At 35.3% G+C, this 23529-nt stretch carries 20 protein-coding genes; 9 read left to right on the top strand and 11 right to left on the bottom strand.

Annotated elements, in window-relative coordinates; all coding sequences use genetic code 11:
- Positions 1-140 precede the first annotated feature (140 nt).
- The 7 genes from GQR60_RS09390 to folP all read right to left on the bottom strand — a co-directional run bounded on the left by GQR60_RS09390 (position 141) and on the right by folP (position 7939).
- A complete protein-coding gene (locus GQR60_RS09390; protein ID WP_101308296.1) occupies positions 141-329 on the bottom strand; it encodes a helix-turn-helix domain-containing protein in 189 nt (62 codons plus the stop codon).
- Between the two features lie 159 nt (positions 330-488).
- Positions 489-914 carry a hypothetical protein gene (locus tag GQR60_RS09385; protein WP_124992673.1) on the bottom strand — a complete coding sequence of 142 codons (426 nt, stop codon included), beginning with the start codon at positions 912-914 and terminating at the stop codon, positions 489-491.
- A gap of 348 nt (positions 915-1262) precedes the next feature.
- Positions 1263-2648 (bottom strand): sigma-54-dependent transcriptional regulator, encoded by a 1386-nt coding sequence (locus GQR60_RS09380; protein ID WP_124992672.1) that lies wholly within the window; start codon positions 2646-2648, stop codon positions 1263-1265.
- 22 nt (positions 2649-2670) lie between these two features.
- Positions 2671-5139, bottom strand: a complete 2469-nt coding sequence (locus tag GQR60_RS09375) for a response regulator (RefSeq protein ID WP_124992671.1) — start codon at positions 5137-5139, stop codon at positions 2671-2673.
- A gap of 191 nt (positions 5140-5330) precedes the next feature.
- The gene (locus GQR60_RS09370) at positions 5331-6209 is read right to left on the bottom strand and encodes a TIGR01777 family oxidoreductase (protein WP_124992670.1); all 879 of its coding nucleotides are present in this window, start codon (positions 6207-6209) and stop codon (positions 5331-5333) included.
- A gap of 10 nt (positions 6210-6219) precedes the next feature.
- Positions 6220-7011 (bottom strand): diadenylate cyclase CdaA, encoded by a 792-nt coding sequence (gene cdaA / locus GQR60_RS09365; RefSeq protein WP_124992669.1) that lies wholly within the window; start codon positions 7009-7011, stop codon positions 6220-6222.
- A gap of 52 nt (positions 7012-7063) precedes the next feature.
- Complete coding sequence (gene folP, locus GQR60_RS09360; protein ID WP_124992668.1) at positions 7064-7939, bottom strand: dihydropteroate synthase; 876 nt, start codon at positions 7937-7939, stop codon at positions 7064-7066.
- 99 nt (positions 7940-8038) lie between these two features.
- Here folP and GQR60_RS09355 point away from each other — a divergent pair, with 99 nt between their 5' ends.
- The 4 genes from GQR60_RS09355 to prmA all read left to right on the top strand — a co-directional run bounded on the left by GQR60_RS09355 (position 8039) and on the right by prmA (position 11547).
- Positions 8039-8581 (top strand): DUF1599 domain-containing protein, encoded by a 543-nt coding sequence (locus tag GQR60_RS09355; RefSeq protein ID WP_124992667.1) that lies wholly within the window; start codon positions 8039-8041, stop codon positions 8579-8581.
- A gap of 16 nt (positions 8582-8597) precedes the next feature.
- Positions 8598-9851 carry a BT_3928 family protein gene (locus tag GQR60_RS09350; RefSeq protein WP_124992666.1) on the top strand — a complete coding sequence of 418 codons (1254 nt, stop codon included), beginning with the start codon at positions 8598-8600 and terminating at the stop codon, positions 9849-9851.
- Positions 9848-10603 carry a triose-phosphate isomerase gene (gene tpiA, locus GQR60_RS09345; protein ID WP_124992665.1) on the top strand — a complete coding sequence of 252 codons (756 nt, stop codon included), beginning with the start codon at positions 9848-9850 and terminating at the stop codon, positions 10601-10603. The genes GQR60_RS09350 and tpiA overlap by 4 nt, the downstream gene beginning before the upstream one ends.
- 101 nt (positions 10604-10704) lie before the next feature.
- Positions 10705-11547: a 50S ribosomal protein L11 methyltransferase gene (gene prmA / locus GQR60_RS09340; RefSeq protein WP_124992664.1), complete on the top strand. Its 843-nt coding sequence runs from the start codon at positions 10705-10707 to the stop codon at positions 11545-11547.
- 82 nt (positions 11548-11629) lie between these two features.
- Here prmA and GQR60_RS09335 read toward each other — a convergent pair whose 3' ends face one another.
- A complete protein-coding gene (locus GQR60_RS09335) occupies positions 11630-11779 on the bottom strand; it encodes a hypothetical protein (protein ID WP_154675805.1) in 150 nt (49 codons plus the stop codon).
- Positions 11780-11804: 25 nt separating this feature from the next.
- Between GQR60_RS09335 and GQR60_RS09330 the strand changes: the two genes are divergently transcribed.
- Positions 11805-16148: a hypothetical protein gene (locus tag GQR60_RS09330; protein ID WP_124992663.1), complete on the top strand. Its 4344-nt coding sequence runs from the start codon at positions 11805-11807 to the stop codon at positions 16146-16148.
- A 53-nt stretch (positions 16149-16201) separates the two neighbouring features.
- On the opposite strand, the gene GQR60_RS09325 is transcribed toward GQR60_RS09330, so the two are convergent.
- Positions 16202-16399, bottom strand: coding sequence for a YwbE family protein (locus GQR60_RS09325; RefSeq protein WP_124992662.1), 198 nt, complete (start codon positions 16397-16399; stop codon positions 16202-16204).
- Between the two features lie 372 nt (positions 16400-16771).
- Here GQR60_RS09325 and GQR60_RS09320 point away from each other — a divergent pair, with 372 nt between their 5' ends.
- From GQR60_RS09320 to GQR60_RS09305, 4 genes are all read left to right on the top strand, one after another.
- On the top strand, positions 16772-17239 hold the full coding sequence (locus GQR60_RS09320) for a hypothetical protein (RefSeq protein WP_124992661.1): 468 nt from the start codon (positions 16772-16774) through the stop codon (positions 17237-17239).
- A 139-nt stretch (positions 17240-17378) separates the two neighbouring features.
- Positions 17379-19490: a polyphosphate kinase 1 gene (gene ppk1 / locus GQR60_RS09315; RefSeq protein WP_124992660.1), complete on the top strand. Its 2112-nt coding sequence runs from the start codon at positions 17379-17381 to the stop codon at positions 19488-19490.
- 32 nt (positions 19491-19522) lie between these two features.
- A complete protein-coding gene (locus GQR60_RS09310; protein WP_124992659.1) occupies positions 19523-20029 on the top strand; it encodes a SixA phosphatase family protein in 507 nt (168 codons plus the stop codon).
- Between the two features lie 49 nt (positions 20030-20078).
- On the top strand, positions 20079-20549 hold the full coding sequence (locus tag GQR60_RS09305) for a hypothetical protein (RefSeq protein WP_124992658.1): 471 nt from the start codon (positions 20079-20081) through the stop codon (positions 20547-20549).
- An 81-nt stretch (positions 20550-20630) separates the two neighbouring features.
- Here GQR60_RS09305 and GQR60_RS09300 read toward each other — a convergent pair whose 3' ends face one another.
- Together GQR60_RS09300 and GQR60_RS09295 are read right to left on the bottom strand one after the other, a co-directional pair.
- Positions 20631-22988, bottom strand: coding sequence for a type IA DNA topoisomerase (locus GQR60_RS09300; protein WP_124992657.1), 2358 nt, complete (start codon positions 22986-22988; stop codon positions 20631-20633).
- A gap of 103 nt (positions 22989-23091) precedes the next feature.
- Complete coding sequence (locus GQR60_RS09295; protein ID WP_124992656.1) at positions 23092-23496, bottom strand: response regulator; 405 nt, start codon at positions 23494-23496, stop codon at positions 23092-23094.
- Positions 23497-23529 lie beyond the last annotated feature (33 nt).

The raw sequence follows: 23529 nt of genomic DNA, 5'->3' as shown, positions 1-23529 counted from the left end.
ACTTACATGTAATTTACAAAATATATCCAATCAATTAATCAGATGCTGATTGTAATTAAATAAAAATCAGGTAATCCTTCCATGAGTCATGAATAATTACCTGATTATTAATATTAGTTAAACGGCATTGGTCAAAAAAATTAACTAAGGCCTAAGTAATCAAAGAGTTTTGACTTAACTGTTGTAGTCAATGGTCGTTTTCCATTAAGAATATAAGACAAATACACATCTGTTACACCAATAATCTTGGCAACTTTCTTCTTCTTGTCATCAAGGATTCTGAGTCTGTCTTTAATTCTAACTAAATCATCCTGAACTTCCTGCTTCATAACTTCAGTTTTATAATTTAACAATTGAGATTAAGGTTTCTTTTTTTAATTTGAACCGGAAACAAATGATTGTTTCATTTGCTTCCGAGATTCAAATTCAATTTTTGTAAATTTTTAATCAATCTACATGGTTGGTTGAAAAGTGAATAGAGCAAAACATCAGTTCGGACTATAATCAAGACCGGAACCAATAGCTTTTTTTAAGTCGAATAAACGAAGTTGCTTCTGCAGCAGTTCGTAATTCATATAGAGTGCTTTTCGGTTTTCCAATTTGGAATTCTGTTCCTCACGGTCAACCGTAATCACAACTTTGGTTTCCTTAAAATTATCATTAATGTATTTTAGCATATCTAAATTGGATAAAGCCTTCAATGGCAAAATCACCAAATCAATTGTCGTCTGATTTAAAATAATTTCCATCTCGACCGGATCATCAGCAAAATATGCTCTGGCGTCTAAGCTCTGAATGTATTCTTTCAGCTCATCAATAAGTGATCTATTTTCTTTAACAAACAGGATATTCATAGGTTCATCTGATGAAGGAATAATTTTCAATAAGTTGCCTTCCAATATTAACAAATCCATACACTAATAATTGATAATAACATACTTCCTATATCAATCGACATACCACAAAACATATATGTCTGTAATGCAGTCAGTTAAAGCAATTACAACTATTGATCTGTATTGAAAAAATTATCCGTTTACGGATATGTATGTTTAAGGAAACTAAAACCATAACCTTAACTGCCTGATCTACTTACAAACAAGTCATTTTTCAATGTTTTATCCATTATCGGATACAATAAAAAACGGATACAATGGGAAACTTGGAAAATCTTGATTCTATATGCTTTTACTAAAAATAGAGCTAATCGTAAATGCAATTCACCAATTTTGGAGAAAAAAATATCTGATCGGAACCAGATATTAAACTTCAATTTTATATTTTTTTATTCGCCTATCGAGAGATTGCCAGGTAATATTTAGGAGGTCGGCAGCTTTAGATTTATTATTATTGGACCTTTCCAGTGCTTTACGAATACAATCCATTTCAACCAATTCCAGATCCAGATTTTCATCAGTAGAAAAATCAATTCTTCGTTTTTCTTCTTTCGGGTGGGTAAGTTGGAAATGCGATAAGCTTAATCGATTCACATCACAAATAATAACAGCTCGTTCCACCATGTTTTTTAACTCCCGCACGTTGCCGGGAAATTCATAAGTCAGTAATCGCCTAATAACGGCACCATCAATCTCACTAATGTTTTTCCCCATTACACGATTAAAGTATTTCACAAAATAATCCAGAAGTAAGGGAATATCTTCTTTTCTGTTTCGCAAAGGCTCCAAATGGATAATAAAAGAACTGATTCGGTGATATAGATCCAAACGAAATCCTTTTTCGGAATGAAGTCCTTCAATGTTTTGATTCGTGGCAGCAATAATTCTTGTATCAAATGGAATTTCGATATTAGAACCAACTTTCATGATTTTCCGATCTTCTAAAACCCTTAAAAATTTGGTTTGAAGATTAAGTTGCAAATCACCAATTTCATCCAAAAAAAGAGTTCCTTTATTAGCCGCTTCAAACCATCCTACTTTAGATGCGGAAGCTCCGGTAAATGCTCCTTTGGTGTGCCCGAAAAATTCACTTTCAAAAAGTGACTCTGGAATAGCACTGCAGTTTACGGCATAAAAATAATTTTCCTTTCTACTGCTCAGATAATGAATAGCTCTGGCAACCAACTCCTTACCCGTTCCACTTTCACCTGTTATGAGCACCGAAGTATTCTCAGTTTTAGCAACTTTTCCAATAAGATTAATCAAATTCTTCATTTGAGGACTATCCCCGATGATTTCATACCCCATTGCTTTTTGAAACTCTTCTGAAATTATAGAGTAGTTTCGTTTAACTTCTATTAAACTTTTCTTTAGGTGAACAAACTTTTTGGTTCGTTCGATTGCACTTTCGACATCACGAAGGCGAAAAGGTTTTGTGAAAAAATCTGAGGCTCCCAAACGCATCGAATGAATAACAGAATCCATCTCACTGTATCCGCTAATCATAATCACTTCAATTTCAGGAAAATCGTGCTTCACTTTCTCCAGAACATCCAAGCCATTCATCTCAGGCAAATTAACATCAATAATGGCTATATGGATCTCGTTCTTATCCATAATATCGAAAGCTTCAGAAGGGCTTCCTGCTTTAAATATTCTAAAATTGGGATCAATTAAAAATTCTTCCAATTCATCACGAACCAGCTTCTCATCATCTAAAATCAATATTCTTAAATTACTTATAGACACCATATTAAGCAGACTTTACTGATGATTAATTATTTTCAAATTTGATTGCTTTTTTTGAATTATCGAATTCAAAAGGCAATATCAATTTCATTTCCGTGAATTCGTTCTTTTCACTACTAACTGTAATTTGCCCATTCATCTTCTGCACAATTCCTTTACTAATATACAACCCTAGTCCTGAGCCAATACCTGATTGTTTGGTCGTAAAAAATGGTTCAAAAATATACTTGAGGTTATCCGGATCAATTCCACTGCCATTATCTTTAATTGCTATTACTACATTTTCATCCACTAATTCAGCAGTAATTTTTATCCATTCAACTTTTTTCTTTGCATCTGAAGATTGTTGTCTGTACTCAATAGATTCGTAAGCATTGTTTAATATATCCACAATAACCTTCTGAAACTTATACTTGTTACCTGTTACGTATAAATCATCAGAACATGCATCAAACGAAACCTCAACAGTTCGTGTCTTATACTGTTTATTAATCAGGTTTAAAGAATCATGAACAAGACTTTTCACATCAATTAGCTCCTGCATATTTTCCTTTTGAGAAGAGTTATAAATGCCAATTTGAGACAAGTACTTCTTGATGCGGTCGATGTCGGCAAATACCTGCAAACATTTTTCCCGGATGTAGTCCTCGTCAATATTATTCGTCGATAAACGCAAAAGAATGTTATCCATAATCATCGAAATTCCAGTTAAGGGCTGATTGATCTCATTCACCATTGAGCCTGCCATTTTCCCAAGGGATTCAAGCTCCGATTTCTTCAATAATAACTGACGATGAAAATCATTGATTCTAAGTTCTTGTTCAACTTTCTCTTTTAGCTTGTTGGTTTTATCTTCAAATTCCTGCTCCTGCCGCTTCAAACCGGTTATAATATCCTTATACTCAACAGAATTATTTTCAACTTCACCATTCGTAACTATTTCCATCATTATGCCACGCACACCTTTTTCATTATTTACCAAGGTTGAATGGGCTGCTAAAACAATTCGTTTCAGTGCATGTTTTTTGGTAACAATCGACAATAATTCAAACACAAAGCCTTTTTTAGAACTGGACAGATTCAATATCTTCTTAATTTTCTTAGTGTCCTCGCCCTTAAAAAACTGTATAAATTCCATTCCCTTAGAGTCTTTTAGCGATTTACACTCCAGAAATTTACATGCGTAATCATTCAAATAGCTGATTTGATTTTTTGCATTCAACTCAAAAATGGCCTTGTCACTGTACGCATCATTTTCAAGACTTAAACTCTCTTTAAATGTCAACTCCAAAGCTTTCTTCTGAGAAATATCCGAAACAAGACCATACAGATGAAATATGTCCTCTGCTTCACGGTACTCACTGTACATCTCAATTTTGAAATGTTTAACCTCTCCGCTGTTATAAATATATCGATGTTCAAATTCAATTTTTTGATTTTTTTCAGGAAGATTTAAAAGCATGCGTTCAATTGCCTCCTTATCATCAATATGGGTTTTCAACTTAATTTCCTCAAAAATATTTTCTTTATCAATTGAAGAAATATCATAGAGTCGTAAAAATTCATCTGAACCACGAATAATCTTAGAATAGGAATCCCATTCAAAACTTCCTATTTTGGCTTTCTTTTGAAGCTTTCTTAAAACACTTTCTTTTTTAACTAATGTATCTTTTAATTGTTTCCGTTCCGAAACATCACGGCCAATTGCCAAATAGTGGGTATCATCGAATTCTATCTCCTTAAAAACAGTCCATTCCAAACAAACATTATTTCTAGCAGAATTGATGATATGACCTTCAAAAGTTGTGAATTTATTCTTGCCATTCAGCTTCTCAATTCCCTGAATCAATTGTTCCTGCAAAACTAAATTAACAGAAGCCAAAGAATCTCTGGAAATACCATCTAAAATATAATTGAAAAAATCTGTAAATGCCTTGTTCGCAAATTCCACCCTATGGAGACTGTCCATTTTCAAAATGAGTTCCGATTGTCCCTCCAAAATAGATCGGTAATTGGATGCAAGATTTCGTAAACGTCCCTCCAATAAATCCTTCTCGTTAAGAGCGGTAGTTAACTTCTTGTTCTGAGATTCAATCAATCTCCGGTTTTTATATAGTTCCAAAAAGATATTGATCTTATTAATTAAGATCGTATTATCAAATGGTTTCATAATAAAATCAACACCACCGCATTCATATGCCTTTGATTCACTTTGTTTATCCAAAAATATTGCTGTTAAAAAAATAATCGGAGTTGATTTATTCACGTAACCACTTCTAATTTTTTGAGCAAGTAAAAACCCATCCATCTGTGGCATTTGAACGTCGAGAATGATAAGAGCATACTCCTTATTCTCGATATCCTGTAAAGCTTTTATTGGTGATTGAATTAACTCTAAACCAACATGTAACTTCCCTAACAAGGCTTTTAGTAATTCCAAGTTTTCAGCGCGGTCATCAACAATCAATAATTGGGGAGTAAAATCCAATTTCATAGGTTTTGAGTTAGTGGTTTACACACTTTAAAAGAAAAAAAATACCCTTACAGGGCACTAATTATTTCATACTAAGGTTGTTTAATCAAAATTAAAACTAATGCATCACAAAATCAACCCCTTTATGATTAAAGGTAACTTAATTTCCTTAGGAATACATATAACAGCGACTAACTATCCGAAAACGGCTATTAAGAATTTGATAATTTATGACTTGAAAATGAATTAAGAGTCGCACGTAAAGTTGGAAAGCCGAACAGAAACCCAGAATTTAAAAGACGTTCAGGCACAACTCGCTGGCCCGAAAGAAGAACATTTGCACCTTCCCCAAAAAGGACTCTGAGAATTAATGCAGGAACATGGAAAAATGCAGGTCTATTTAAAAAAGAACTAAGTGCTTTGGTATAGTCCCGATTCGTAATTAATTCAGGTGCAATTAGATTGTAAGTCCCTTCCATTTCCTTATTTAAAATAACATAAGAATAGGCATTAATAAGATCTTTTATATGAATAAACGGAAATGCCTGACTTCCATTTCCCAATTTACCGCCTAAGGCATAGCGAAAAACGGGCAGAGCTTTTGCCAAAGCTCCTCCTTTGTCACTCAAAACAACACCTAATCTAAAAATAACAGTTCGAACACCTTGCCTTTTTATCTCATTAGCAGCATTTTCCCAATCAATACAAAGTTCACCCAAGAAATCATCCGAAAAATTTTTACTATACTCGTTGTGTGTATGTTTGTTGTCGTAAATACCAACTGCTGAAGTTGAAATGAATAGCTTTGGTTTAATCTCCATCAAAGCAATAGCACTATTAAGATTTTTAGTTGTAGTAATCCGGCTATTGCGCAGAACCTGTTTATTTTTGGAATTCCACCTGCAAATTACAGAGGCGCCCGAAAGGTGAATTATGACTTCACAATACTTAATAAATTCTGAAAGATCCTGAACATTACCATAAAGAAGTTTTCTTGGAATCAAAAGAATATCAGCATTTAGATCTCCTGCCAATTTTTCTGTTAGATGAGAACCAATCAAACCAGATCCTCCGGTAATTCCAATTTTCATTTCTTTGGATTTAAATGATAAAACTTGAAAAATCTCCTTCCAAAAATGTTCGTAATTCGTTTGCGGTAATCCTCACCTTAATATTTCCTCCCATAACATAGGAAATATTTCCAGTTTCCTCAGAAACAGTAATTACATGAGAATCGGTCGCCTGAGTCATTCCAATCGCCGCCCTATGTCTTAATCCGAGGCTGCCCGGAATATTCGTATCATCTGTAACAGGCAATATACAGCGAGCTGCTAGTATTCTACTATTTGACCAAATCACAGCACCATCGTGAAGAGGTGAATTCTTAAAAAATATGGTTTCCAAGAGGTTTTTAGATACTCTTGCTTTTATAATTTGTCCTGTATCCGCATAATTTTGTAAATCCATGTTTTTTGCGATTACAATGAGAGCTCCCGTTTTCGTTTTTGACATGTGTTCGCATGCGCTAACGACCGATCTGATTTCGATATCCGGAATTCCTCTTTCATCAAGAGCAAACCAATTATTCAATGTGAATTTTTGACTTAAGTTGTATTTAGTTCCAAGCAAAAGAAAAAATCTCCTGATTTCGGGTTGAAATACAACAATTAATGCAATTACACCAACCCCCATAAACTGACCAAGAATACCACTTAGCAATTCCATATTAAGTGCCCGAACCAACAACCACATTAGGTAAAAAAGAGACAACCCAACAAATATGTTGATGGCAACAGTCCCCTTAATTAACATGTAAATCTGGTAAAGCAGAAAGGCTACAAGTAATATATCAAGAATATCAAAAAGTCCAAGTGTAATAAATGCTGTGATCATTCTTTTCTATTAAATTCAGTATGTTAACAAAATTACAATTTTATTGGACATATTACTGCAATGAGGATTTGATCTTTGAATACAGCTTTACGCATTCAACAGCTTCTTTTACATCGTGTACTCTCAGAATATCCGCTCCCTGATCCAATGCCATCATATTCAACGCGGTAGTGCCATTCAAACTCGTAGACGGATCCCCACCTAAAAATTTATAAATCATCGACTTACGCGACACTCCAATCAATATCGGCAAGTTCAGCTGATTAAATTCCTGTAAATTAGCTATAATTTCATAATTGTGATCCAATGTTTTCCCAAATCCAAATCCGGGATCAATAATAATGTCTTTGGCTCCAAATTCATTCAGGCTTTTAATCTGCGATCGAAAAAAAGCAAGCATGTCATTCACTAAATGATGATAAACCGGATTTTGCTGCATTGTTTGGGGCGTTCCCTTGATATGCATCATGATATATGGAACTTTTAGTTCTCCAATAACAGAGAACATTTTATCATCCATGGTTCCTCCTGAGATATCATTAATAATGCAGGCTCCAAAATCGGTGACAGTTCTTTTAGCTACTTCTGCTCTAAATGTATCGATAGATAATATCACATTGGGGAATTCCTTTCGAATACATTCTACTGCCGGAATCATTCTGAGAATTTCCTCCTCAGCTGAAACCTCTGCAGCACCAGGACGAGTAGAGTAAGCCCCAAGATCAATAATTTCAGCTCCTTCGGACAGAATTTGCTCGCTTCGTTTCAAAATGGCTGTTTTGTTAAGATAAGAACCTCCATCATAAAATGAGTCGGGAGTGAGATTCAGAATCCCCATAACCAAAGGCTTTTCAAAATTTATTGACCGATCCCCGCACTTAATAGAAAGATTATCGCTGTTAAAACAATTTGTTTTGTAATTTTGCATCACCGTTTTTTTTGAACAAATTTCGAAGCAAAAGTAAAATAAAATACCATGTCTTAAGCTATTTTCTTACTTTTACAAAGGAAATTTCTAACACTAATTATGAATAAAACAGACCAACAGTACAATTCGATTATTAAAATCTGTACGGATATCTTCACAAAAAAAATGCACGATTACGGAACCGCTTGGAGAATTCTTCGTCCAAGTTCCATAACCGATCAAATATACATTAAAGCACAGCGAATAAGAAGTCTTGAGACCAAAGGAGTGAGCAAAATCGAGGATAACATTCGGGATGAGTTTATCGGAATTGTAAACTATGCCGTTATGGGTATTATACAGCTGGAACTTGGCCCCTCTGAAAATGAGCTCCCTAATGAAAAAGCTCTTGAGTTGTATTCAAAATATTTTGCTGAGGCTAAAGAATTAATGGAAGCCAAAAATCACGATTATGATGAAGCATGGCGAAGTATGAGGGTGAGCTCTTATACCGACTTAATTCTGATGAAAATTAACAGAACCAAACAAATTGAAGATCTGCAGGGAAAAACATTAATATCGGAAGGTATTGATGCCAACTATTTTGATATGATTAACTACGCAGTTTTTGGTTTAATTAAAATTGAGTTCGAAAACGCCTGATAAGATTCGCTGAATTATGAGAATATTACAATTTGTAAGTCGCCTTTTTGTTGGTCTTATTTTTATCTTTTCCGGATTTGTAAAAGCTGTTGACCCAATGGGATCAACCTTCAAATTCACAGATTATTTTCTGGCCTTTGGTATGGATGCTTTAAAGGAGACTGCCTTTCCTCTTGCAATTCTATTATCTACTCTCGAATTTACCGTTGGAATGGCATTGATTTTCAACAGCAGAAAAAATATTACTGCTTGGTTGGCTCTCCTGTTTATGCTTTTTTTCACACCTCTTACATTCGTTTTAGCAATTAGTAATCCGGTAACCGACTGCGGATGTTTTGGAGATGCATTGGTTCTTAGCAATTGGGAAACTTTCTGGAAAAACATTGTAATTCTTGCTTTCACTTTAGTGATCTTTTCGAGGAGAAAAAAAGATAAAAATCAGCATCCGGTTTGGGAACAAAATTTACTGGTTGGATTCGCCCTTGTTGTTTCTATATGGATCTCAACCTACTCATATCGTCATTTGCCTCTTATCGATTTTAGACCGTACCATATCGGCGCCAATATTTCTGATGGAATGAAAATTCCGGATGGAGCACCTGCTGATGAATACCGAAGTCTTTTTAAGTATCAAAAAGATGGCGTGGTAAAAGAATTTGACGAAACCAATTATCCCTGGCAGGATACAACCTGGAAATATGTAGATTCGGAACAAATAAAAATAAAAGAAGGATACACTCCTCCGATTCATGATTTTTCAATCTCGAATGAGACAGAAGGAGACATTACCAATATGGTTTTATCCGACAATGGATATACTTTCCTTTTGGTTTCGAAAAATCTTAGTGAAATCAACGAAAGTGCTTTACTAAAAATTAAAGAACTTGCATTTTACTCTCTTGAAAACAACATACAGTTTATTGGACTGACTGCTTCGGGTGAAGATGCTATGCAAAGTTTTAAAACTACTAATGAATTGCCTTTTGAATTTTACAATACCGATGAAATTCAATTAAAAACAATCATTCGTTCGAATCCAGGTTTGCTTTTACTAAAAAAAGGAACTATTCTTGACAAATGGCATTTTAGAGATTTTCCCGAAGCAAATCAACTTCAAGGCGATCTTGTGGCCTACTCTATTACAAAACATCAAACACTAAATATCAATCTATTAATTATTAGTATTACATCAACTTTGCTATTGCTTCTTGTTCTTTTCAGTTTGATAAGAATTCAATTTGCAGAAGCAAAAAACAGATTACGATTATGAGAAAGAAAATTGTTGCAGGAAACTGGAAAATGAACAATACACTTGAAGAAGGTATTGTATTGGCGGGACAAATCAATGATTTAGTTGAAAAGACTGAGCTTAATGGTGTAGATGTTGTTATTGGTACTCCTTTTATTCACCTGACTGAAGTAAATAAACTTGTTGGCGGTAAAATTGGTGTTGCTGCTCAAAACTGTGCAGATGAAGTTAGCGGAGCTTATACCGGAGAGATTTCGGCTTCGATGATTAAATCAACCGGCAGCAAATACGTAATTCTAGGTCACTCGGAACGCAGAGAATACTATGGCGAAACCAGTGAGAAGTTAGTTAAAAAAGTAGCACTAAGTCTTGCTAACGGTTTAACTCCAATTTTCTGTTTTGGTGAGGTTTTGGAAGAACGTCAGTCAGAAAAGCATTTTGATGTTGTAAAAAGCCAGATTGCAGAAGGATTATTCCATTTATCGGCAGAAGAATTTGGAAAAATTGTTTTGGCTTACGAACCAGTTTGGGCTATTGGAACTGGTGTAACTGCTTCTTCAGCTCAGGCACAGGAAATGCATGCATTTATCCGTAAGACTTTGGTTACTCAATACGGACAAGAAGTTGCAGACAATACATCTATCCTTTACGGAGGAAGTTGTAAACCTTCCAATGCTAAAGAATTATTCGAAAACCCTGATGTAGACGGAGGTTTAATTGGCGGAGCTTCTCTTAATGCAGAAGATTTCATGGGAATTATTACCGCTTTTTAATAGCGTAAACACATATAATTAAAGCCGATACACTTGTGTCGGCTTTTGTTTTTTGATCAGGATTAAATTAACTTGTTGCCTTATATTATTAGACAAATAAAATGGATTATATCGAACTGAAATGTCAGATCCAACCTTTCTCGGAAGAAATCGCAGAAATATTAATTGCAGAACTTGGCGAGTTGGATTACGAGAGTTTTACACAAAGTGAAGATGCTGTTGAAGCATACATACAGGCGCCTCTGTTTGATATGAAAGAGGTAGAGCAACTTAGCATTAATCAGTTGCCGAATGCTCCTTTTAAATTGAGCTACTCGAACAAAACAATTGCATCTCAGGATTGGAACGCGCTTTGGGAATCCAATTTCAGTCCGGTTATCATCTCAGATCAGGTAGTGATCAGAGCCTCTTTCCATACCGACACTCCAAAAGTTCCTTACGATATCGTAATTGATCCAAAAATGTCGTTTGGAACAGGACACCACTCTACCACTTCGTTAATGGTTCAGAGCATTCTTGAATTGGATCTGGAAGGGAAATCAGTCTTGGATATGGGCTGTGGCACCAGTCTGCTTGCAATTTTGGCATCGAAACGAAACGCTGAAAAAGTAGATGCGATTGATATTGACGAATGGCCTTATACCAACTCACTGGAAAATATCAAAAACAATAAGGCTGATAATGTATCCGTTTTTTTGGGTGATGCTGCTTTATTGGAAGGAAAACAATATGATGTTGTTTTGGCCAACATCAACAGAAACATATTGCTTAATGACATGAAACATTACGTTACCTGTCTTCCGCAAAACGGAGAATTGGTGATGAGTGGATTTTATACTGAAGATTTAAAGCACATTAAAGAGGAAGCTGAAAAAAACAATTTAGAATACATCAGCCACAAAGTTGATTTAAATTGGGTTGCTGTTCGTTTCTCAAAAAAGTAAAATGCAATATTTTGCCGGTATCTGTTATTCTATAAAGAAGACAGAGAACCGGCGTTTTACTTTTCAGATCCCATCAAATTTGTTAAATTGCCTTTGCAAATATATCCATACCCGAAACTTCATTTACAATGAATAAGCTTCTCTTCTCCGCTATTCTTTTTTTGGGAATAATAATTTCAACCCAATCCGTTTTAGCACAAAGTATCAATTCATTTTCCCATGACTCAATCATCTTTCAAGATGAATTTTTGAAATTCATGGATCATCCAACCAAAAAAAAAGAAAGCAAAGAGTTTAAAGAGCAATTCCCCACCTTCTGGTTTTCGCCGGAAATGACAAAAGACAGACGACAGAACATCTACCAGATATGTGATATTTTCCTGTCGAGAAAAGCAAGATCGTTTCCTGATTTTTACAACTATTTCGAAACACTGATGTTGTTTCAGCAACAAAATCGTGACAAAAAGGATTATTCCAATTGGGAGAAGGGTTTAATCCATCAGATCAGTGATAAAAAGAATAAGTTAAGTGCAACACAAGACTTTCTAATTCAAACACAAAACCTTTTAAAGGATACAATAATAAATGAATCGTACGCTGCCAAATGGAAATGTGAGAATGCAAAATTCAAGTTTCTCTTCGATAAAGTACTAAGTATCCAGTTCGATCAGGCCGACCTATATTGCATCGCACAACGCGACAGTTCCTGCATATACAATACAAGCGGAATATATCATCCGTTTGAAAAAATCTGGAATGGAAACAAAGGAAAAGTAACATGGGCCAGAGCCGGGAAAAGCGATACAGAAGAATACGCTGTATTTGATTCTTACACTGTTGACACCCAAAAAACATCTTTCCAGGTTGATACTGTCAGCTATTACAACAAAGAACTTTTTAATGATAAAATTGAGGGCAGTCTCTCTGAGAAGATGAACTCAGTGAAAGATCCATCTTTGGCAATCTACCCTCGTTTTGAATCCTTCGAAAAAGAAATCGAAATTAAAAATCTATTCGAAAATCTTAATTACAAGGGAGGTGTTGCCATTCACGGGGCAAAATTTTTGGGAAAAGGAAGTCCCGAAATCCCATCTGTAATAGAGTTATCCAGACATGATACCTTATTTTTACGGGCACGATCGGAACACTTCTCATTTAACAACAATCGTGTTGTTGGAAAAGATACCGAAATTGAAATCCTGATCGACACCTGTCAAATTTATCACCCCGGACTGTTGTTTCAATACTACCCAGACAAAAAAGAAGTTAATTTAATCCGAGAAGGAGAAGGAATTGCCTTGAGTCCCTACTTCAACACCTATCACAATCTGATTATGGATTTTGGAATGTTGGTATGGAATATGGATGAAAATTTAATGCACTTTGGAAGTATGAAAGGCGCTACCAGTCGTCAGGCTCATTTCGAGTCGATGAATTATTTTAGTCTCAACCGATTCATGAAAATTCAGGGCATGGATCAGGAGAATCCGCTGGTTTTACTGCGTAAATATGCCAATTATTCTTACGTAGAAACATTTACTGCAATGGAATACGCCAACTTCATTAAAAAACCGGTTAACCATGTGCGCCAGCAAATTATTGGCTTATCGTTTCAAGGCTTCGTAATCTACAATAGAAACACCGATGAAATTACATTACAACAACGACTTACCGATTACATTAAATCGGGAATGGGACGACAGGATTATGACGTAATTCGTTTCACTACGCAAACAGAAAATAATGAAGATGATGCTACTCTTCGAATGGGAAGTTACAATTTGGATATTAACGGTGTTAAACACATTGCTGTAAGTGATTCTCAAAATGTGGTGATCTTTCCGAAGCATCAGAAAATAACCCTTAAAAAGAATCGTGATTTCCAGTTCGATGGAAAAATAATGGCCGGATTACTGGATATGTACGGGAAGGATTTTAATTTCTCTTACGAAAAGTTCAAAATTGACCTCGACCTGATTGACTCTCTGCAAATAAACATTGTAACTGATTCACTTTCTAACTATGGCAGAAGATACACAACACAATTGGGAAGTGTATTGGAAAAAATAACAGGAAATTTATTAATTGATGATCCCAATAACAAGTCGGGATTAAAAAACTACGCGGAATATCCGATTTTTAATAGTTCTGATTCTTGTTTTGTTTACTACGACAGCAAAAAAATACAGGATGGAGCTTATAAAAAGGAAGAATTCTATTTCAAGGTTGATCCCTACACAATCAACAATATAAACGACTTTAAAAAGGAAGACATTTCGTTAAAAGGAACTTTTGTTTCCGACAGCATATTCCCAACATTTAGAGAAACTCTAAGTATTAATGATGATAATTCGCTGGGATTCTACCACGTAACGCCTAAAGAAGGATTGCCTGTTTACGGGAAAGGAACTTTTACTGATAGCATACACCTTTCTAACGAAGGATTAATTGGTGATGGAACACTAAACTACCTTACCTCTATTACAAAATCTGAAAAATTAGTATTCAGACCGGAAATTATGACCACTCAGGCCGAAAGTTTCGAATTAAAGGAACTGGCTTCGCATATGAACAATCCTGAGGTAAACGGCGAGAAAATTTTTGCAACATGGTATCCGTACAAAGAAGAACTTTACGTGAAGAGTACGGCCTTACCTATCGACATGTATAAAAAGCTGGCAACCCTTGCCGGAACGCTGAAAATTACTCCAACAGAAATTACAGGAGTTGGTGACATGGAATTGGTTAATGCCGAACTTCAATCGGATTATTTTACCTACACACATAAAACCATTGTTGCAGATACAGCTGTTTTTAAGCTGAAAAATACAGATTCGGAAGGATATGCCTTCGAAAGTAAAGATGTTAGAGCACATATCGACTTTATCAACAGAACAGGTCAATTTACAAGCACAACAGGAGGAAGCAACAGTGAGTTTCCATCGAACAAATACATGGCCTACATCAATAGTTTTGGTTGGGAAATGGATCAACAGGAGCTTTTATTCGGAAACGAGGATGAAAATACACTGGCCTCTTTGTGGGATCAGGATAAAATGGAAAGCTTACCTAAAACAGCCTATAACGAATTTATTTCGACAAGTTTAAAACAGGATTCCCTGAGCTTTCTCACCCCATTGGCCAAATACAGTTCTATAGACCATACAATTAAAGCAAAATTTGTAAGAGATCTGGCTGTTGCTGATGCAAAAATATATCCCGACATGGGAGATGTAAACATTGAAAAAGAAGGACTAATGCAAACACTTCGAAACTCGAAAATACTTGCCGACACCCTGAATTCATATCACAATATTTTTAATGCTACCATAAATGTTCACAGCAAAACTTCCTATTCCGGATCGGGTAGTTACACTTATTTAGATGCCGAAGAAAATGAGCAGGAACTGTTTTTTGATGTGATAGATGTGGACAGTCTCGGACAAACCATTGCCATGGGGAATTTGCCGGAAGAAAAATCGTTTAGCTTAAGTCCCGATTTTGATTACAAAGGAAAAGTTAGGTTAGAAGCACGCGAGAAATCACTTTTCTTTCATGGTCAGACCAAAATTCATAACAAATGCGAAAGTATTGGCGACAAATGGCTTGATTTCAATTCACAGATTGATCCGAAAGAAATTTACATCCCTGTTGATTTGCACGTAACCGATGATGAAAGCCTGATGCTTTACAATAGTTTTTTCTTAACGAATGATTCCATTCATATCTATTCTTCGTTTTTATCACGCAGAATATTTTACACGGATAACGTGCTATTGGAAGCCAGAGGATTTCTTACCTATAAGCCGAATTTGCAGGCCTATCAAATTGCACCGAAAGACAAATTACAAGATATGGACGCAACCGGAAATATCCTTTCTTTCTATCCAGGCAATTGTAATATGAGAGGAGAAGGTTTAATTAATTTAGGTGCCGAATTAGGACAAATAAAACAGATTTCAGCCGGAGCTATCGAACACGATTTATCGAGTGATCTTGTGACTCTGGACTTGATATTTGGTGTTGATTTCTTTATGAATGATCAGGCCATGAAGATTATGGAAACAGCATTTACGCAGGCAAATTTAAAACGCACAAACATCAACAAACAGAACTACACCAGAAAACTGGCTGAAATAATGGGGCGCAAAAGAGCCGAATTAGCCGTGCGGGAAATGGATCTCAACGGCACTTTTAAAACCTTGCCCAATGAACTTTTGCATACCCTGTATTTCAATAATCTCGATTTTATCTGGGACAAAGAAGCCAAGGCATATCAATCAATTGGAGAGATTGGAATTGGAAATATTAACGGCAAACAAATCAATAAAAGCATAAAAGGTAAAATTGAACTGGACAAAAAACGAAGTGGTAACCGTCTTACTATGTATCTTGAAATTGATAAATCTACATGGTTCTTTTTCGAATATCACCATGGAGTGATGTTTGTAAGATCATCGGACGAGGAATTTAATACCATATTGCACGAAACCAAAGAAGATAAACGTGAATTTAAAGATCCGTTAAAGAAAAATCCTTATTCATATATTATCTGTCCGCGATCTCAGAAAACCAAGTTCCTGAAACGATTTAATTTGTAGAACTTAAATTCATTAGAGGTACAGCATGCTGCACCTCTAATATTATAATATTGCTATTCTATTATTTCCTTTACACGACCAACCTGTCCATCTTCAAGCATTACCTTTATGCCATGCGGATGTAAATGCGAATTGGTTAATAACTTTTTTACAACCCCCTCTGTCAACTTTCCTGATCGCTGATCTGCTTTCAGCACAATTCGAACCTCAAGTCCTGGATGAATATCTGCCCTCTTTGTTCCGTCTTTCATTTCTTTTTTTTTTGATTTATCCTTACTACAAATATACAGGCTTTTGGGGATTTTGTATTCTTAATTAAGTAAATCATTGGTTAGACAAACAAGACCTGTTTTATTTAAGTATCATTCCAATCAAAATTCAACACCATTATTACAATCAACCTAAAGAGGATCCCTCACTCTTCTCCACAAAATTTAGTTTTAGAAAGCCTACAAAAAAAATGTATTTTCTAACAATCAGACATTTCGCGTGTAATATTAAAAAAACCAAACAATCAGAAATAAATACAAAACTAAATATAACTAATTCCATATTGTAAAATTTTCATATATTTACATGAACATAACACAAAAATCAAATACGTTTCATAATTAGGCAAAAGAATGAACACCACTAATTATCAGTCCGTAAAAGCAAAGTTTTCATTTAACGGTCATATTTTTTTCTCTTACACCAAACTAAGTTTCCAAAAGAATCTTTTTAGTTTTGCTGTACCTGTTATTCTTATTCCAATATTAATTGTATCAAATTCGCTAAATCTTTACAGTGCATACAGAGATGAAGCAAATTACGAAATGATTTTTTTCTTATCGATCCTAATAATCAGCCTAGGTCTTACGATTGTCACAATTTTCAAATATAAAGAGCTTAAAACAATGGATGGTAAGGAGTTCACATTCCGAGAGATAAAAATGATCCGCATTAGAGAATCGAGAACGAATGCCAAATTAGCCTTTGAATTTACAAATGGTGTAAAGCATAAAATGTCGATTAAAAAGGACGATGCCTATTCCGATTTCTTCAAGAACCTAAGCTATGCCAACGTAAAAATTTCAACAACTAAAAGTTAGTAACCCTGAACTACCTTTAGCTTACAAAAAGCACCTAATTCTCCAAAATCTCCTTGTATTAGCTGAGATTGATTGCTGTGGAAACAAAAAATTGATTAATTTTATCTTACTAGTTAAACAGTCCATAGTCAATCATCATATGCAAAAATATCAGTTCTTAAATAGAGATTTAAGTTGGTTATCCTTCAATAAAAGAGTACTGCAAGAGGCTTCGAATACAAGATTGCCACTATACGAGAGAATTAAATTTTTAGCTATATATTCTTCAAACCTCGATGAATTTTATAGGGTACGCTTGGGCACCTACAAACGGTTTACCGAATTGCCTGCCGAAGATAAAGGTATTTTGAGAGAGAATCCTGATGCAATATTAAAAAATATCAATGCTGAAGTTGATCGTCAGCAGAATGAATTTGGGAACATTTTTACGCAGGAAATTATTCCGGCATTGGAAGAGGAGGATATTATTCTGATTCGGGACCAATCTCTATGCGAAGAACATCATCAGTTCGTGAAAGATTTTTTTCTTGATAATTTGTTGCCTCACGTTCAACCCATACTATTATTAAAAAAGCAGATTCAGCCTTTTCTTCAAAATAACGTGATTTATATTGCGGTTAAATTGTTTAAAAAAAGAAAAAAAGAAGAGGAAGAAGGTGCTCCCAAATCTCGTCGCTCCAGATATGCGATTATAAAAGTTCCGAGTCATCGTTTCCCTCGCTTTATTGAATTGCCTGATAGGGATGACAAGCACTTCATCATGTTTTTAGACGACATCATTAAATTGCGGATGAAACTGTTGTTTCCCGGTTACAAGATCGATTCCAGCTACAGTTTTAAGCTTAGCCGCGATGCGGATTTACTGATTGAAGATGAGTATTCGGGCGATTTAATTAAAATGATCGAGAACAGTTTAAAAAAACGGGAAACAGGTTCTCCTTCGCGTTTTTTATATGATGCATCGATTCCTAAGGATTTTCTGAAATTTTTAAAAGACTCTTTTAACCTGCAAAACAATGACATGGTGAAAGGAGCCCGATATCATAATTTTCAGGATTTTTTCTGTTTTCCAAATCCAAAATATCCTGAACTGGAACCGGAATCGTTTCACCCCTTAAAGGTGGATGATTTGCAGGGTAATAAATCTGTTTTTAAAACCATTCGGCTAAAAGATCAGATTCTTCATTTTCCTTATCAGTCGTACGAATATGTAATTCGCTTTTTAAACGAAGCAGCAGTTGACCCGAAAGTTGTAGAAATTAAAGCGACTCAATATCGGGTTGCTGATAATTCGGCCGTTGTAAATGCATTAATTAACGCAGCATTAAACGGTAAAAAAGTGACTGTATTTGTTGAAGTAAAAGCGCGCTTTGATGAAGAAGCCAATCTTAGATCGGCAAATGAAATGCGAAAAGCCGGCGTAAAGATTATTGACAGTATTCCCGGTCTAAAAGTTCATGCAAAACTAGCTTTGGTATTGCGTAAAGGAGATAAAAAAGATTATGCCTTTTTAAGTACTGGAAATTTCAATGAGAAAACAGCCAAAATTTATTCCGACCATGGTTTACTAACTTCAAATGAAGTAATTATTACTGAGTTGAAACAACTCTTCGATTATCTTGAAAACCAAACTGAAGGATATGAGTTCAGAAAACTTTTGGTTGGACGATTTAATTTGAGAAGAAGCTTAATTGAATTAATTGATCAGGAAATTCAGAATGTAAAGAATGGACACAAAGGCTATATTATTCTGAAAATGAATGGCCTCCAGGAACGTGACATGATCACTAAATTATATGAAGCCAGTGAAAAAGGGGTGAAAATTGACCTTATTATTCGCGGAATTTGTTGTCTGAAACCAAACAAAACATACGCAAAAAACATTCGGATTATTCGTATTGTCGATCAATTTCTGGAGCACGGAAGAATCTTTTATTTTCACAATTTAGGAGAAGAACTTCTGTACCTGTCTTCGGCCGATTGGATGAATCGGAATTTGCACCGACGAATTGAATGTGCTTTCCCGATTCAGGATAAGAAAATAAAAAAAGAATTGATTGATATCTTAAACATACAGCTTAATGATAATGTTAGTGCCCGAATATTAGACGGAAAGTTGAATAACCTGCCCATTCCAATCAATGGAAAAGTAAAGAAAATTCAATCGCAAAAGGAAATTTTCGCTTATTTAAACAAAAAAGAAACAGCGAGTAAATTAAGAAAAAACCGAACAGCAAAAGATTCCGTGTAAATTTGTATTGTTTTAACCCAAACTAAAGCCCAATGAAACGACTTATTCTTGTAAGACATGCTAAAACAGAAGTTATTCGATACGACATTTCAGACTATCAGCGCAGCTTGGTTAACAGAGGAATAAATGATTCCAAATTGATTGCCAACAAGCTGTTTTTAAAGAATATCATTCCTGATTTGATGATTTCGAGTCCGGCTAACAGGGCTATTGAGACTACTTTGCTGTTTGCAGATGTGCTGCAATACCCAATTGATAAAATTGAACAGAATGACGATTTATACGATGGTTTCACCACTCACGAATTTCTAGGCTTACTCGATAAATTGGGAAAAGAAAATGAAACAGTTATGGTGGTTGGACACAACCCCAGCATTGAATATTTAGCCTTTAACCTAACCGAAGAGTTTTATAAGGCTGTTCCAACATGCACAGTTATCGGTATCGATTTTCAGGTTGATGAGTGGGCTGACATTGAAGTAAGAACAGGAAAACTGGCTTTTTACGAGTATCCAAAGAAATATAAGGAGGTAAAGTAGGAATAAATCTTAAGCTCAAATAGTATATGAACAATTTTGCTCTAACCTTATGGTTTCAAAACTTAACTATTTAGAATTTAAAAATAGATTAAAAGCCAATACACAGAATGGAAATCCGAAAAGCTTTGGAACACCATTTAGCATTCTATCAATATTCTCAAAATCCAGAAAAAAATATATTGGAGAGATTAATTCGGTAAGTTTTAATTTAACAGAAAATACAACACTATTGCCAATACCATACATAATTGATGGAACTTATAAATCCAAAAGCAAATCAACAACAGAAATTTCTTTCAAAATCAAGATCATTTGGTTTGGATATTTGTGGATAAGGATTTTACCAGTCTTAGCTTTAGGATTAATTAACAGCCTTTTACTAATGCAAGGAAATAATATCAAAACAGAGATTTTTGTTATTGTGAATTTATTTCTCCTACTAATGTTTCTACCTGTTTTGATTGTATCCCGTAAGAAGAAAAAAATGATTGGTGACTTCTGTAAGCTATTTGAAATATAATTTTTAAATGATTCTAATTAACTAATCATTATTTATTAATTCTCCAATTAGCAAAAACAACCACCTATAACTCATTTAATATTACTGCTTCCCAAAAATAATCTGTCCCTGATTATCCAAGATTAATTTGCCATCAACAGTTTCCTGCGATTGTGGATCTTTAAAACCTTTAATTAATGATGTTTTTCCTTTAGTAGCCAACGATTTTATTTGGGCTTCGCTCAATTTTTTCTCCATAAAAACAAAAGGAACAATAAACTTGCAGCCATTTCGGTAATTGGAGCAACCATAGGCAGCATTCCCCTTTAAGAGTGTGCCCGTTTTGCAAAGCGGGCAAGTCCATGCTTCTGCTTCCTCGGCTATAAATTCAATACTAAAATCGGGTGTTAAGCCTAATTGTCCATTTTGCTTTTTCCCATCAATTTCGAATCCTTTAATTTTGGGCGTTATTTTTTTCAGCACCAATGCCTCAACCTGCTTATCGGTTAATTTCTTTCCTTCAAATTCAAAAGGAATAAGAATTTTACATCCATTTCCCCAATTGGAGCATCCCCAGGCATTATTGCCTTTTAAAATCTTCCCTTCTCCGCATTTAGGGCAAGTTAATTCCTTCTTGGTTGCTGGTTTTGCCTTTGCTTTTTTCTTTTCTTTTTCCTTCTCCTCATCAATCACTTCAATTTGACTGATATTTTTCCGCGATTTTACGTCCCAAACAATTCCTACAACCATATTCTTCAATTCGGCCATAAACTGATTTACTTCGTAGTTGCCCAGCTCAATTTCCCGAAGCTTTTTTTCCCATTGTCCGGTAAGTTCTGCCGATTTTAACAGTTCATTTTGTATGGTATCAATTAGCTGAGTGCCCGTAACTGTTGCCTCAAGTCGTTTCTTGTCTCTTTTAATGTACTTTCTTTTAAATAGAGTCTCAATAATATTCGCCCGGGTGGAAGGACGGCCAATTCCGTTCTCTTTCATTAAATCCCTTAACTCATCATCATCGACCTGTTTGCCGGCGGTTTCCATGGCACGAAGCAAAGTTGCTTCCGAATAATATTTAGGAGCCTGCGTCTGTTTCTCGGCCAAATCGGGCGTATGTTCTCCACTCTCCCCTTTCACAAAATCAGGAAGAATAACTCCATCGCCAATATTACCGTCTTTAGCATATAAAACACGCCATCCTGGTTCCAAAATCTGTTTCCCTGTTGCTTTAAAATCTATGGTGGTCACCTTTCCCAAAACGGTGGTATTACTCACTTTACAATCCGGATAGAATACCGAAATAAACCGTCGGGTTACAATATCGTAAACCTGTTTCTCATCATACGACAAAGTCCCAGGCACAACACCTGTTGGAATAATGGCATGGTGATCGGTCACCTTTTTATCATCAAAAACCTTCTTCGATTTTTTAATTTTTGCTTTTAAAAGCGGCTCGGTAAATTCACTAAATGATGTTAGCTTTTGAAGAATCCCCGGGATCTTTTTATACAAATCATCGGTAAGGTAAGTCGTATCAACTCTTGGGTAAGTGGTTAATTTCTTCTCGTATAAACTTTGAATCATTCGCAGTGTATCTTCTGCCGAAAAACCCAGTTTCCGGTTACAATCTACCTGCAGCGAAGTTAAATCATATAATCTGGGAGGTAATTCTGTTCCACTCTTTTTCTCAACAGAAACAATTTCGAATGGCTCCGAATTAATTTTATCAAGAAACTCAATTCCTTGCTCTTTTTGTTCAAACCGCCCATGAGTTGCAGCAAAACTCACATCACGATAAGTGGTTTTTAATTCCCAATAAGTTTGAGGAATAAAATTATCAATCTCTTTTTGACGATTTACAATTAAAGCCAAAGTAGGCGTTTGCACCCGACCTATGGAAAGTACCGACTTACCGTTTGCGTATTTTAGTGTGTAAAGTCGTGTTGCATTAATTCCCAACAGCCAGTCTCCAATCGATCTTGATGATCCTGCAGCATATAATTTATCAAACTCCTTACTATCACGTAAATTATTAAAGCCGTCACGAATAGCCTCTTCCGTTAGAGATGAAATCCAAAGTCGTTTAACGGGAACCTTACACTTAGCTTTGTGCAAAACCCATCGTTGAATCACTTCCCCTTCTATTCCGGCATCACCGCAGTTTATCACTTCGGTGGCATTGGCAATTAGCTTTTCAAGAATATCAAATTGTTTCTGAACTCCTTTATCGGGAATTACCCGAATTCCAAAACGCGGAGGAATAATTGGCAAATCATTTAAATGCCAGTATTTCCAATTAAGATCGTATTCATGAGGTTCTTTCAAGCCGCACAGATGACCAAAAGTCCACGATATTTGATATCCGTTTCCTTCGTAATATCCATCTTTTTTACTTTTGGCACCTAGTATCAGGGCAATTTCACGTGCTACACTTGGTTTCTCAGCTATACAAACTATCATGCTTTACTCCTCTTGTTTTTAAGGCAATATATTTTTGAATATTTCACAAAAAATCAGATTCCTGATGCTAAGGAACCAAACCTTTTATTCTGTAATATAATTTTTATTTCTTTCTTTCCCGCTTCATCCACTTTTCAACCATCATGAACAATTCCATTTTTGAAACTGGTTTCATAATAAAATCGTCCATACCTGCTTCAGCAGATTTCACATGGTCATCCGAAAAAGCATTTGCTGTCATAGCAATAATCGGTCTGTCAAATCCATTCTCCCGCAATGCTGCGGTTGCCTGATAACCATCTACAATAGGCATTTGCAAATCCATAAACACCATCAAAACAGATTCTTTATTTTTCTGATAAAAATCGAGAGCTTCCCTGCCATTTTTCACCCAATGGGTAGGAATATTATCCATTTCCAACAGACGGGATATAATTTTCCCATTCACAAAATCGTCCTCTGCCAACAGTATTCTCCCATTCCCAAACACAGGCTTTTCTTCGTCCATTATTTTGATTTTTTAATTTTCAATGTAAAATAT

Origin of the sequence: Labilibaculum euxinicum (assembly GCF_009795715.1) — a bacterium.
In the GTDB taxonomy this organism is placed as follows: Bacteria; Bacteroidota; Bacteroidia; order Bacteroidales; family Marinifilaceae; genus Labilibaculum; species Labilibaculum euxinus.
The sequence above is the reverse complement of the archived record's forward strand: the minus strand, read 5'-3'. Positions and strand labels throughout refer to the sequence as shown.